Source organism: Rossellomorea sp. LJF3 (genome assembly GCF_037046045.1).
Taxonomy (GTDB): domain Bacteria; phylum Bacillota; class Bacilli; order Bacillales; family Bacillaceae_B; genus Rossellomorea.
Genome location: NZ_JBANLY010000008.1, coordinates 41,023 through 55,244, shown reverse-complemented (window position 1 = coordinate 55,244; position 14,222 = coordinate 41,023). Strand labels below are relative to the sequence as shown.

10 protein-coding genes are annotated in these 14,222 nt (G+C 44.1%); 9 read left to right on the top strand and 1 reads right to left on the bottom strand.

The annotated features are described in order from the left end of the window. Positions 1–2 precede the first annotated feature (2 nt). Genes V8G47_RS09835 through V8G47_RS09815 form a run of 5 tightly spaced genes read left to right on the top strand, consistent with a single transcriptional unit; the run spans position 3 to position 7,888 of the window. Positions 3–1,490 (top strand): hypothetical protein, encoded by a 1,488-nt coding sequence (locus V8G47_RS09835; RefSeq protein ID WP_336199956.1) that lies wholly within the window; start codon positions 3–5, stop codon positions 1,488–1,490. A gap of 5 nt (positions 1,491–1,495) precedes the next feature. Further along, the gene (locus V8G47_RS09830) at positions 1,496–2,497 is read left to right on the top strand and encodes an AAA family ATPase (RefSeq protein ID WP_336199955.1); all 1,002 of its coding nucleotides are present in this window, start codon (positions 1,496–1,498) and stop codon (positions 2,495–2,497) included. Next, positions 2,494–3,357, top strand: coding sequence for a DUF58 domain-containing protein (locus V8G47_RS09825; protein WP_336199954.1), 864 nt, complete (start codon positions 2,494–2,496; stop codon positions 3,355–3,357). The genes V8G47_RS09830 and V8G47_RS09825 overlap by 4 nt, the downstream gene beginning before the upstream one ends. A gap of 9 nt (positions 3,358–3,366) precedes the next feature. Further along, complete coding sequence (locus V8G47_RS09820) at positions 3,367–5,127, top strand: vWA domain-containing protein (RefSeq protein WP_336199953.1); 1,761 nt, start codon at positions 3,367–3,369, stop codon at positions 5,125–5,127. Continuing rightward, positions 5,111–7,888, top strand: coding sequence for a VWA domain-containing protein (locus V8G47_RS09815; protein ID WP_336199952.1), 2,778 nt, complete (start codon positions 5,111–5,113; stop codon positions 7,886–7,888). The genes V8G47_RS09820 and V8G47_RS09815 overlap by 17 nt, the downstream gene beginning before the upstream one ends. Before the next feature lie 36 nt (positions 7,889–7,924). Here V8G47_RS09815 and V8G47_RS09810 read toward each other — a convergent pair whose 3' ends face one another. Beyond that, the gene (locus tag V8G47_RS09810) at positions 7,925–8,791 is read right to left on the bottom strand and encodes a mechanosensitive ion channel family protein (protein WP_336199951.1); all 867 of its coding nucleotides are present in this window, start codon (positions 8,789–8,791) and stop codon (positions 7,925–7,927) included. Between the two features lie 356 nt (positions 8,792–9,147). On the opposite strand from V8G47_RS09810, the gene V8G47_RS09805 reads away from it, so the two are divergent. From V8G47_RS09805 to V8G47_RS09790, 4 genes are all read left to right on the top strand, one after another. Next, complete coding sequence (locus V8G47_RS09805; protein WP_336199950.1) at positions 9,148–9,690, top strand: peroxiredoxin; 543 nt, start codon at positions 9,148–9,150, stop codon at positions 9,688–9,690. 90 nt (positions 9,691–9,780) lie between these two features. Beyond that, positions 9,781–10,236, top strand: a complete 456-nt coding sequence (locus V8G47_RS09800) for a TlpA family protein disulfide reductase (protein ID WP_336199949.1) — start codon at positions 9,781–9,783, stop codon at positions 10,234–10,236. Positions 10,237–10,441: 205 nt separating this feature from the next. Further along, entirely contained in the window at positions 10,442–12,196 is a 1,755-nt protein-coding gene (locus tag V8G47_RS09795; protein ID WP_336199948.1) for an ABC transporter ATP-binding protein, read from the top strand. Between the two features lie 10 nt (positions 12,197–12,206). Continuing rightward, positions 12,207–14,030 carry an ABC transporter ATP-binding protein gene (locus tag V8G47_RS09790; RefSeq protein ID WP_336199947.1) on the top strand — a complete coding sequence of 608 codons (1,824 nt, stop codon included), beginning with the start codon at positions 12,207–12,209 and terminating at the stop codon, positions 14,028–14,030. Positions 14,031–14,222 lie beyond the last annotated feature (192 nt).

The window sequence follows — 14,222 nt, the reverse complement described above, 5'->3', positions numbered from 1 at the left end:
AGATGGACGCGAAATTTCTTCAATTACTAAAGCAATTAAGAAAAATGCTCTTGATCAGGCAATTTTGGTATGTCTTCCAGCTCCTGCTGGTCATCGCAGGGGCATTTGCCCTAAGCTTGATCTCTTTGGCATCAGTCATCATCATCCCCTATTGGGATAGAATACTTTGGATCGGGATTTTTTTCATTGTCGTTTCCGGATTGGTGCTATCTTTTCCCAGAAGGGTGACCTTGAAGGAAAGTGCCCTATTTTATGATCGATTCGTTGAGGATGATCGGGTCACAGCCGCTTATAGCAGTCTTCACAATGGTCATGTATTATCCCCACTGATCATCCGGGACGCACTGGTGAAGATGGAAGAAACCCCTCCAAAAATGGAAACCTACCGAAAAAGAATCATCCAGCCAAGGTTGATGATTTCCACCATGCTCCTTCTTTTCTTATCCCTGCTGATTTTCACTCAACGGGATGCCACTTTTCAAGAAGCGAAACGAATGGAGAAGGAAAAGGAGATCATTGCCCAATCAAACAGTAGAATAACCAAACAGGCAAATAAGAAAGAGAATGCCTCTATCAAAGAAAGGCTGTTAAAAGAAAACGAACAGCTTAAAAAAAAGAAGGCAGCGATAGAACGTTATGAAGAAATAAACAAAAAAGTGAAAGAACTGACCCTTCAGAAGAAAACGATGGAAAAACAGAGGGCTAAGCAGCAGGATGTGAAGAAAGAGTTGGACGGATTAGATTTCCCTGATATAAAAGCCGCCATTCAAGAGAATGACAGTGATAAACTTCAGCAAAAGTTAAATCAACTGTCAGAGGAACAAAAAAATCAGTTGCTTGGGGCGATGAAAAATCATGGTATTGCCTCCCTGGAAGAATTGGCGAATGTATTGAAGGAAACGAAGGGGTCCAACCAACTAAATGAAATAGCCAACCTTCAGGAGGAGCTGCAGCAGGAAGCAGATCTCTTAGGTAATGCAATCGGTAAAAGCAGTACAATCGATCAAGGGCAGGCAGCTCAAAACACGCCCTCCAAACAGAAGGGAGCGGCCTCATCAAAACAATCAAACAGCAATTCTGAAACAAATAAACAAAATGATTCTTCTACTAAAGGGAGCGGGGCGACAAGCTCTTCCGGACAAAGTGGCAAAGGAGCTGGAACGGGTTCAGGCACCGGAAAGGGCAGCAGCGGCAAAGGAAACGGAACCGGGGCTGGCCTTGGACAAGGGGACAGGGAATTACTCTCTGTTCCTGAAAAAACAGGCGGGGAAAGTCGTATAGAACTTGATTCGGGAAAATTGGGTGAGGGGAAGAGGGGAGATCAGTTCCAGGCCGATGGACCGGTTCAAAAAGGGTCTCTGAGGCCATATGAAGAAGTGTATCAACAGTACTATTCCTCGTATCGGAGAGGAACGGATCGAGCCACCATCCCTAAAGATTTAGAGCATATCATCGAATCGTATTTTAGTGAGATTGATCCAGGAGAGTGAAAAGGATGAACATAGAAGAAAAGGAGCAACAGTTCAAGGAAGCATCAAAGAAGATAGAGGAAGTAAAAGCGGAGGTTCAGAGATTCATTGTCGGACAAGGGGACATTGTAGAAGCGGTGCTTTGGACAATCCTGGCGGGAGGACATACTCTCCTTGAAGGACTGCCGGGGGTAGGGAAAACTATGCTCGTAAGGTCTCTTTCCGATGTGATGGATCTCAGTTTCTCCCGCATACAATTCACCCCCGACCTGATGCCTACGGATATAACAGGGACAATGGTCATGAAGCAAGTCCGTGACGATCACCATCCTTTTATCTTTCATGAAGGGCCATTGTTTCATCACCTGGTATTGGCAGATGAAATTAATCGTTCAACGCCCAAGACCCAAAGTGCCTTACTCGAGGCGATGGCCGAGCATACGGTGACGGTGGTAGGGGAAACGATGACCTTAGAGAAGCCGTTTTTTGTCCTGGCAACTCAGAATCCCATCGACCTTGAAGGGACGTACCCGCTACCCGAAGCACAGGTTGACCGTTTTATGAGTAAAGTACTCGTTTCCTATCCTTCTAAACAAGAATTGAAACAAATCATCAAGAGAACAACGGGAATCGAAGAAGTCTTTCTTGAGAAAAAGCTAAGTCAACGGGAGCTTCTGACGATTCAGGGGCTTGTGAAAGAAATCGTCGTGACAGATGAAATGATTGATTTTGCCATCGACATCATTGACGGTACACACCCGGCCTGTGAGAAAACTACCGGAGGAATCAAACAATATGTCGAGTATGGGAGTGGACCAAGAGGGCTGCAGAACGTCATATTAATGGCAAAAGCCCGAGCGTTGACACAAGGCAGATACCATGTGTCAACAGGAGACATCAAAAAGGTGGCCCCTCTCGTTCTGAGACACCGGATCATCCTGAATTTCGAAGGAGAAGCCATGAATGTGCATACCGATGACCTTATCCGTGAATTAATCGATTTTGTTCAAAAGGGTGATCATCTATGAACTTTCACAGTCAGTTTTTAGCTCAGCTAAAAAGGCACAGGATCAACGGGGGCAGCTTGAAAAGGGGTCACCATAAAGGATCCCGCCTGGCTACCTATCGGGGCAGTTCCCTTGAATTTTCCGATTATCAACTCTATGAACTTGGTGACGATGTCAGGCAAATCGATTGGAACGTGTATGCCAGGACCGAAAAAGTCTATATAAAAAGGTATTTGGATGAGAGGGAATGTAAGATTCACATTTATCTTGATTGCACCAATTCCATGGTAACCGAAGATAGAAAGTGGAAGAGAGCAAAAGAGTTGGCAGGAGCCCTTTCCTACCTCGCCCTGTCAAATGACGACCGACTCACCCTGCATTGTGTCGGGGCTCAAAAGACTTTCATGAAGAAAGGACCCAGGGACGCAAAAAGCATTCTCTTTGATATTGGCCAGCTCACACCTGAAAGAGCCGGAGTCACCTCGTTTTATGGGGATATGATAAAAGGCTTCAGGAACAATAGCTCGATTTCCTTTATCATCTCGGACGGTATGGAACCTATTTCACGGATTGAGGATGCCCTTAAAAGGCTGTCTATTAAAAGAGTGATGACTTATTTCATTCAATTGTTGGACGAGGAAGAGCTTTCGCCATCTTATGAGGGTGATGTGAAATTGATTGATAGTGAAAAGCACCAGGAAGTGAATGTAACTTTGAACCGAAATGTAGTGGATAAGTATAAGGAACGCTTAGTGGAACACAACACCATGATTGAATCGTTGTGCAGGAAGTGGGGATTCGGCTATATACGGACAAACTGTCTTACATCGTTGAACGCAGTATTCTTTAAGGATTTCAAAGAAAATGGATGGATTCGCTGAGGTGATGGTATGGGAATAGGAAATCCGGTCTTTTTTTTCTTTTCAATTTTCATAGCAGCCGTCATTTTGATGTACTTTTTCCGGAAGCATTACCGTGCACTTATTGTGCCTTCCAATCTATTATGGGAGGAGGTAATGAAAGAATGGCAGGCATCACCATGGTTTCATCGATTACAGAGAAATCTCCTTCTCCTACTGCAGGTGCTCATACTGTCCTTGTTGATGTTCGCCCTTATCAAACCATATACTTTAGATGATTTGGAGAAAAAAGATCATGTCATCATATTATTGGATACCTCTGCCAGCATGAATGCCTCAAAGAAAGGTGTATCCCATTTTGAACTGGCTAAAAGGGACATTCAATCACTGATAAAAGACAATAAGGGTGACATTACTCTCTTAGGAGTGGGGAATTCCATCTCCACCGTAGTTTCAAAAGAATCAAACGATCAAGTTGTGTTCAACCGATTGGAGAACATTTCAGTAACAAATGATCATGAAGATATGAAGAAAGCTCTTCGGTTGGGTGAAGCTCTTGGGAAGGGATCGTCATCCGTCATTCATGTCTATTCCGACTCATTATTAAAAGCTGATTTTAAAGAAGAAAAAATAAATACGCCGATCAGGGTTCATAACTTCATACCGGATGCGAAGAATGTTTCTCTTACAAGCTTCGGGGTGGAAAGATCGGGGACTGCCTATAAGGGAGTGGCCGTCATTGAAAATCAAAGCGACGAGTTACAATCCGGGACGATCACCATATATGATGATAAAAAAGAAGTCATCTCTAATCGACTTAAAATCGGTAGGGGGAAGGAAGCCGTCATTCCCCTGGATGAATTACCTTCAAGTCCTGTATTAAAGGCCAGAATTGACTTTCAGGATGATTACAGGGAAGATGACATCCTTACCAGTGTTCAGGCAACGTCAAAACCGTCCGTCCTAGTGCTGGGGGAGATCAATCCTTTCTTGCTAAAGGGTTTTCAATCACTTGGCGTAAATGTGAAGACGATTGAAGAAAACCAGCTGAAAACGGGTGATGAAATCATTGTGACAACGAAAGAGAAATGGAAAGAGCTATCGGTTACCAACCCCGCCCTCATCATCCCGGGACCATCGGACAAGTCCACTGTCCTTACAACAGATGTGGAAGTGAAAGGCGATGACCCGCTTTTAAAGCATGTTGACTTTGAAAAAGTGTTTGTTGAAAAAGCAGGTTCCATTGAAGTAAAAGGTCTGGATTCCTCTGCTAGGAGTGGATCCGTACCGCTTATCCAGAAAGGTGAAAAGAATGGGACGAAAATGGTGGTCCTGAATCTTAATCTTACTGACACAGACTTTCCCCTGCACCCCGGATTTCCGATCTTTCTTCACAATGCCTATCAATATCTATCAGAAGATGGAGGATTCATAGGGTATTTTCAGCCGGGAGAAGAAAGGACTGTTTCGCTTGCCCCGGGGGATTGGGATATATACTCCAGTGAAGCTGAATTTATGAAAGAATGGGGTCAGGGGGAATGGTTTAAAGCTCCTCTCACACCAGGGGTTTATCAAGCAGTACAAGGAGATGTGACGAAGTACTTCAGCGTCGTACTTGACGACAGAGAAAAGCAGCCCGGAGGCGAGGCTTTTTCAATGGACCCAACAGAAGGAAAGGGAGAAGAAGAGAGGGAAACCATTCACGGGACCCTTTCTTCCTGGTTTCTGATGTTGGCAATCCTGATCTTATTTATAGAGTGGGAGGTTTACAGGCGTGGGAATCGAATTTGAAGAAGTTCTCTGGCTATTGCTCCTGATTCCTCTTGGATTGGTTCTCTTTCTCTTTGCGAAACAGGGGGTGAATAGGAAGGAAAGAATGATCATCCTGGCATTAAGGTGCTGTGCCATGGTCCTGTTGATCCTTGCCCTTGCCAATCCGTCCATTGTTTTACCCGAAAAGGCAAAGACGGTCATCTTCTTGGCGGATCGCTCAGCTTCAGTATCCCTGCAAGAAGACCGTCTCCTTGATTTAATCAACCGGGGCGTGCATTCCAAAAATGAACTGGATCGATACGGTATTGTATCATTTGGTGAAAATGCGGCAATCGAACAGACGGTTTCAGATGAGAAGGACGATCCGGGACAGCTTGTGGGAGAAATCAAGGAAGGAAATACAAACCTTCAGGAAGGGTTGGAATACTCATCGAATATTCTTCCCCGCGGCGGGAGGATCATCGCCATGACAGACGGGAAGGAAACGATGGGGGCAGGGGAAGATCTCATTCCTTTATTAAAGGGAAAGAAGATCGAGGTTGACTGGATGCCCCTCCCGTCCGATACGAAGGAAGATGTGGCCATATCAGATGTGTCTGCTCCCTCTGTCCAATATGAAGGAGAAGAAACGACGCTCACAGTGAATACATATAGCAGGACCAAAAAAGAAATTGAAATGCGCATTACTTTGAATGATCAACTGATCATAAAGGAAAACCTTCAGGTGCAAGAAGGCAACAACGAGTTTCAGTTCAAGCATGTAGTCGATCAATCCGGATTACTGGTGTATAAGGCAGAAGTGTTCTCTAAGGGAGATGGGAGTCCTGAAAACAATACGCTCTATCACCTTGCACGCTCAGAAGGAGCCGCGAAAGTCCTGCTGGTGGAAAACGCCGGCGGGGAAAGTGCATTGGCACCGTTACTAAATTCAGCCGGGTTTACCGTCGATGTATATAAGCCGGAACAGCTGCCGGGCAAGCTGACATCCTATCTGCAATATCAGAGCATTTTGTTTGATAATGTAGCTGCCACAAGCATTCCTGAAGAAAAAATGCTTCTAATGGAAAAAAGTGTGAAAGAATTTGGAAGAGGATTCATTATGTTCGGTGGAAGTGACAGCTTTGCCCTTGGGGGATACTTTAAAACACCTATTGAACGGATACTTCCCGTCGAAATGGATGTGAAGGGGAAGAAGGAATTGCCTTCCCTTGGACTGGTGATCGTTCTGGACCGCTCCGGCAGCATGGATGGCCAAAAGCTGGCCCTTGCAAAAGAAGCAGCTGCCAGGACCGTTTCCCTACTAAGAGACAAAGATACCCTGGGAGTCATTGCATTCGATGACCGGCCATGGGATATCGTCAAAACGAAGCCACTTACTGATCGTAAAAAAGCAGAAGAAAAGATTCGTTCCATTTCACCAGGAGGCGGGACAGAAATCTACAGCTCCCTTCAGCAGGCATACGCGAGTCTTGAGGATCTCCCATTAAAAAGAAAGCATATTATTCTTTTGACAGACGGACAATCAGCCTCATCCGGGAGTTACCAGGCACTTGTAGAAGGAGGCCACGAAAAACAAATCACCCTATCCACCGTTTCAATCGGGGAAGGGGCGGACAGGGGACTGCTGAACGATTTGAGTCAATGGGGGAAAGGAAGATTCTATGATGTCACCGATGCCGGCGTGATACCGAGCATCTTAACGAGGGAGACGGTGATCACGACAAGGACTTATATAGAAGATCAACCGTTTTATCCAAGGATTGCCTCGTCCGATTGGTTGACCCTGTTTAAGGACGGTGTTCCTCAGATGAATGCTTATATTGCGACCTCACTGAAAGGGACTGCCCGTATGGAAATGGAGAGCGGAAAGAACGATCCGGTGCTGGCTGGCTGGAGATATGGTCTTGGGAGATCATTCGCCTTTACGTCGGACACGAGTGGGAAATGGTCGGGTGATTTTGCAAGGTGGCAGGGGTGGCCGGCATTTCTCAATGAGCTTATTACCCGCTCATTTCCTGATATCCGTTCGAATCCTTTCTCCATCGATGTGAAGGAAGAAAACGAAAATACCCGACTAAAGTTGTCGTCGTCCGAGGGGAACATTTCACCAATTGAGGTTACGGTCCTGTCTGAAGATGGAAAAATGATTCCCGCCACGACCAGGATAAAGGCACCGGGGGATTATGAGGTCGTATTTGAAGAACGTTTATCACCCGGTCTGTACAATATGAATATTGCCAATAAGGGAGAGGGTGGCGGAAGTACATTTCAGACAGGTTTCTCAGTCCCTTATTCGAAAGAATATTCTTTCAAGGGAGGATACCAGTCGCTTGATACAATCGTAGAAGAGACGGGTGGAAGGAAGACTTCTTCCGTGAAAGGGGCATTCAGGGAGCTGCATGACCCCTCGTTTACAGAACAGTCCATTCAAACCATGCTGATTACGGCAGGCTTCCTATTATTCTTCTGTGAAATATTCATAAGGAGATTCGGGGTTGGACCGATCATGGTGGTGGTTGATCTGATTAAACCACAGAGGACGTCGCAAGAGATGAGAGAGGAAACAAGCATCGAACAGCTTGGCAGAAAAGTCAACAAGGAGCGCGGGAATGATGAGTGGATGAGAACTGACAGTCAGCCAAGCTTGGAAGTGACCAAAGATGATAGGGAATCGGTCAAGATAGTGAAACGGGAAAAGAAAACAGCGGAACCTGTAGGAAATGGTGATGACGAGCGACTGAAACGTCTCCTTGAGGCAAAAAAGAAAAGGGAGAAATAAAGAAAGAGAAGGCTGCGCCTTCTCTTTTCCACTTCATCAGTCTTCTTTTTTCTCGATGTAAACCTGGTGAGGATAAGGAATTTCGATTCCATTCTGATCGAGGGCTTCCTTTAATGCTTTACGAAGCTTTCGTTCCACTCCCCATTGCTCCATGTTCTTTGTTTTGCATAACACCCTGAGAACCACATCAGAGGCAACCAGTGTCTGAACACCGATCACATTCGGACCGTCGACAATGTTATCATCTTCCTGTGCAATGGTATCGCATACTTGCTGAAGTACGACCATTGCCTTATCGATGTCATCATCATAAGAAATACCGATATCGACAAGTGCCCTCATGTTTCCACGTGAATGATTGCTGACACTCGTGATTTCCCTATTCGGCACATAGTGAAGGGTCCCATCGAATCCGCGGATATGAGTCGTCCTTAAACCGACCTCTTCCACAATTCCTGAGAAGCTGCCAGTCGTCACATAATCACCAACGTCGACCTGCTTTTCAAGAAGAATAAAAAAGCCAGTGACCACGTCACTTACCAACCCTTGGGCACCGAACCCGACAGCCAGTCCGACAATACCGGCTCCGGCAAGGATCGCTGTCACCTGGATACCGAAGATTTGTAGGATTGTAACGAAGAAAATAAAAATCAGAATATAGCCGACAATATTTTTAGAAAGACTTTGTAATGTCTGAGCACGACCAACTGATACATCATTTCTCTTGCGGTATTTGTCAAAGATCCTCTCGATCACTTTGTTCGCCGCACCTTTTACAATGATAAAAGCGATCCAAATCGCTAAAATTTGAAGTGCACCTATTCCGATCGTCACTAATAGACCGCCCCAATTAAAATTAGATAGTCGATCACTTAAAGCGGTTAAACCAAATATGTAATCCAAACCAAAACATCCTTTCCTATTAAATAATGACCATACTAGTATACACAATACCCCATAGGTTATGTCAAAGGAGATCCCATCTTAAAAAGCATACTGGTTTATTCCCTGGTTGATAAATGATAAACTTAACTCTGGCAGATAATTCTTGCAATGATAGAGTAAACGATAGCTTATTTGGGCAAAACAACTAAGGGATGATGAAAATTAATTATAATTATTATAATATTATATTAATTATAATTGACTAAAAAAATCCAATCCTATATAATAATACCTGTGAGTTGAAATGGACAGGTTTATAAAGCCATCCTTTCACAGACATTATTTCATCAAACACTCATTGGAGGGATTTATTCATGGCAGAACGCATGGTTGGTAAACAGGCTCCACGTTTCGAAATGGACGCTGTAATGCCAAACAAAGAATTCGGTAAAGTTTCTTTAGAGGAAAATATGAAAAACGATAAGTGGACAGTATTGTTCTTCTATCCAATGGACTTCACATTTGTATGTCCGACGGAAATCACAGCAATGTCAGACCGTTACGATGAGTTTGAAGACCTAGATGCAGAAATCATTGGTGTCTCCACAGACACTATCCATACACATTTGGCATGGATCAACACCGATCGCAATGCAAATGGAATCGGTGAACTGAATTATCCACTTGCGGCAGATACAAACCATTACGTATCCCGTGAATATGGTGTTCTGATTGAAGAAGAAGGTGTGGCTCTTCGTGGCCTTTACATCATTAACCCTGAGGGAGAACTTCAGTACCAGGCTGTATTCCATAACAATATCGGCCGTGACGTTGAAGAAACATTGCGTGTACTTCAAGCACTTCAAACCGGCGGACTTTGCCCGGCGAACTGGAAGCCAGGTCAAAAAACTTTATAATGTTCAAATGAATAAGGCCTAACCGTTTGTTAGGTCTTTTTTTCACATAAATGGGTAAGTTCTAAACAGATATTAAAGGAGGCAATAGTAATGAAACTGCGTGAACCTATGCCGGAACTCTCCGGCGCTACTGAATGGTTGAATGGAGAAGTGACAAAGAGTGATCTCGTTGGAGACAAACCGACTCTTATCCACTTCTGGTCGATTTCTTGTCACCTCTGTAAAGAGGCAATGCCCCAAGTCAATGAATTTCGTGACCGATACAGTGATAAATTGAATATAATGGCTGTTCATATGCCTCGTTCAGAGGAGGATTTAAATCTTGACGAAATCAAAAAGGTGGCTGCGGAGCACGATATCACTCAACCGATCTTTGTGGACAGTGAGCATAAATTGACAGATGCATTTGAAAATCAATACGTCCCTGCTTATTATGTATTTGATAAAGACGGAAATCTCCGTCACTTCCAGGCAGGGGGAAGCGGAATGAAGATGCTTGAAAAGCGTGTGAACCGTGTCCTGGATGAAATGGAAAAAAGCGAATAGGCATCAAACGTAATATGGAGGAGAGATCGGTCAAAAGACCGATCTTTTTTTGTGGTTACATTTTTACAATATAAAAGAATAGTGAGATTTAAAGGAGAATTCACAAAAAGGAAAAAATTCTAAAAAAAGGGTAGATAAATATTTCGAAAGCCGATATATTTAGTAGTACGTTGTTTTTTTATGGAACATGGAGGGGAGAGGAATTATGGATACATTTAAAAAATTGAAAGCCTTTTACTGGCCTTATAAAAGGCATTTTATCATTTCAATGATTTTCTTGATTTTTGTTACTGGCATTACTGTGGTATATCCAATGATCTTACAAATTACAATTGACGATGTCATTATCCAAGGCGAATATAAGTGGATTCCGTACCTTGCATTCGGATTTATCGGCATCATGGTCGTGAAAGGGGTCGCCACTTTCATCCAACAGTACAATGGGGACCTATTCGGGATAACATCGGTCTACCGTCTGAGGAACGAATTGTATGAGAAGCTTCAATTCCTTCCATTCAGTTATTATGATAACGCCAAAACAGGGGACTTGATGTCACGCTTGACGGCGGATGTAGAAGCTTTCCGCTTTTTCTTATCATTTGGTTTCTCGGAATTGCTCCGCTTCTTCCTGCTGGTGACGGTCAGCTTTGGGGTGATGTTCTACTATTCACCTTCATTGACCTTTGTCACCCTGGTGTCCCTGCCTTTTCTGGCCATTGCCGTCTACAAATTCGATAAGGCGGTCCATCCTGCCTTCCGCGGTATCCGCAAGTCCTTCGGAAAGCTGAACACGAATGTCCAAGAAAACATCTCCGGGATCAATACGGTCAAATCACTGTCCCGTGAAGATTTTCAAATCAATAAATTCAACCGGTCCAATGGTGATTATAAGGATAAGTATCTTTTCACCTCGGACATTTGGGCAAAATACTTCCCGCTCATGGAGTTCTTAGGGAATGTGAGTGTCGTGACACTCCTTGCATACGGTGGATATCTCGTCATGAATGGAAATCTACAACCAGGGGAGCTTGTCGCCTTTTACAGTTTGGTCTGGTATATCATCTGGCCCATCATGAACCTTGGTTTCACAATCAACCTTTTTTCCCAATCCAAGGCTTCGGGAGAGAGATTATTGGAAATTTTGGAAGTGGATGAAAAGATAAAGGATCATAGTGGGGTCATCCATGTAGATCGATTGAAAGGCGAAGTGGAATTCAAGGCCGTATCATTGAATTACACGGTGCATGATGAAGCAGCCCTAGAGGGTATTTCCTTTAAGGCAGAACCCGGTAAGGTCATCGGTCTGATCGGGGGCACAGGATCAGGGAAAACGAGTATCACTCAGCTGATCACACGTTTCTATGAACCGGATGAAGGAGAGATCCTGATTGATGGAAGGGATGTAAAAGATTACTCGCTAAAATCACTCCGTCAAAATATTGGATTCGTCCTCCAGGAGTCATTCTTATTCTCCTCCACCATCAAATCCAATATCTCATATGGTCGACCGGAAGCATCGATGGAAGAAATCATCGAAGCAGCAAAACGTGCCGAGGCACATGATTTCATCTCCGAATTGCCTGATGGGTATGATACAAGACTCGGAGAAAGGGGATTGGGTCTTTCAGGCGGTCAGAAACAACGGATTGCCATAGCACGTGCGATCTGTACGGACCCGTCGATCCTCATTCTCGATGATGCTACAAGCGCCGTTGATATGGAAACGGAATTTAGAATCCAAAAAGCGCTGAAAGAAGTCATGTCCGATCGTACGACCTTCATCATCGCACACCGTATTTCATCGCTTAAGCATGCCGATGAAATCATCGTCCTGGAAAATGGGAAAGTGGTTGAACGAGGGGTTCACGATTTCTTGCTGAAAAATAACGGACCATATCAGCGAATCTATGATATTCAATACCAAGACCAGAAAAAAATATTACAAACTCAGGAAGGGTAGGTGAGAGGGTTTGAACGATAAAAAGAAAGTGAATAAAAACATTCTGAGCAGGTTCCATTACTCAACCGATCAAGTGATCGATAAGCCATTCAACTGGGAACAGCTCTACCGGTTACTGACATATTTAAAACCATATTCTAAAAAACTGTTGCCGTTGTCGATCATCACCGTTCTGATCACAACGGCTGTCCGCCTGATCATCCCGATCCTGATCGGGGTGTATACACTCGATAAAGCGATCAGGCAAAAAGATGAAAATCTTCTCTTTACCCTTGTGGGAGTCATAGCGGGACTTTATGTTTTGAACTATATAGCCAACGTCCTCAGGATCAAATGGATGAATCAATTGGGGCAGGGAGTCATCTATGACCTGAGAAAACATTTATTCAGTCATGTGCAGTGGCTTTCCCATCGTTTCTTTGATCAGCGTTCAGCAGGCTCGATCCTTGTCCGGATTATGAATGACATCAACTCCCTGCAGGAGCTTTTCACAAATGGTGTCATCAATCTATTGATGGATATCATTTTGCTCATTGGAATCATCGTGATACTCTTTACGTTAAGTCCGGAACTCACACTTGCCGTCATGGTCATTTTGCCTATCATGTTCTTCATCTCTACAAGCTTGCGCAAAAAAATACGTAAATCCTGGCAAGTGGTAAGGCTCAAGCAATCAAAACTTAACTCTCATTTAAATGAAAGCATCCAGGGGATCAGGGTGACACAATCCTTCACCCAGGAAAAAGAAAATATGGCCTTCTTTGATGGAGTCAACACAGAGACCTTCGACAGCTGGAGAACGGCCACAAAGAAAAATGCCATGTTCCGTCCACTGGTGGAATTAACGAATGCCATCGGAACTGCCGTCCTTATTTGGTTTGGGGCCCACCTCATTCAAAATGGATCACTGGAACTAGGTGAATTCGTCTCTTTCGCCTTCTATCTTGGTATGTTCTGGGAGCCTATCTCCAGACTCGGGCAGGTATACAATCAGCTATTGATCGGGATGGCTTCATCCGAGCGAATCTTTGAATTCCTTGATGAACAACCAATCGTAAACGAAAAGAAAAATGCCTTGAATCTGACTGATATCAAAGGAAGAATCCAATTCGAACATGTGGAATTCTCTTATGATGATAAACGTAAAGCACTCAGGGATATCAATCTGGAAATGAAAGCCGGGCAAACCGTTGCCCTCGTCGGACATACAGGATCGGGAAAAACGACGATTGCGAATCTCATCAGCCGATTTTACGACCCGACAAATGGCGTGGTAAAAATTGATGGAGTCGATTTACGGGATGCATCTGTTTCAAGCTTACGCAGTCAAATCAGCATCGTCCTGCAGGATACATTCATCTTCTCAGGAACGATCATGGATAATATCCGATTCGGACGCCCGGGTGCATCCGATGAAGAGGTCTTGAAGGCAGCCGAAGCCATCGGGGCCAACGAATTCATCGAAAAGCTCTCAAACGGTTACGAAACGGAAGTCGAGGAACGGGGGAATGTGTTATCTGTAGGTGAAAGACAACTATTGTCCTTCGCCCGTGCCCTTTTGGCAAATCCTCGCATCATCATCCTGGATGAAGCGACAGCATCCATCGATACAGAAACAGAAGTCAAGATCCAAAACGCATTGAAGAAATTATTGAACGGCCGTACCGCGATCATCATCGCCCACCGCCTTTCCACAATCCGTGAGTCCGACAATATTTTTGTCCTTGAAAATGGCAGAATCAAAGAGTCCGGAAATCACAACGAGTTGATGGAACAGGAAGGAGATTATTTTGAACTGGTGAAGTCACAGTTCAGGATGTTGGATGCGATGTGATGTGTAGTATAGAGGACCTCACACTGGTGTGTGGGGTTTTTTTGTGTGGTGTCGGTGAAACGGGGTGGTACCCAGTTGGAAAGACTAAATAGCAAAAAACTTTGTGAAAAACGTCACAAAATATTCATGTTCAATACTTCACAAACTTACCATCAGGTTTTATAATGAACAATAAGTGATAAACAGTAGGAA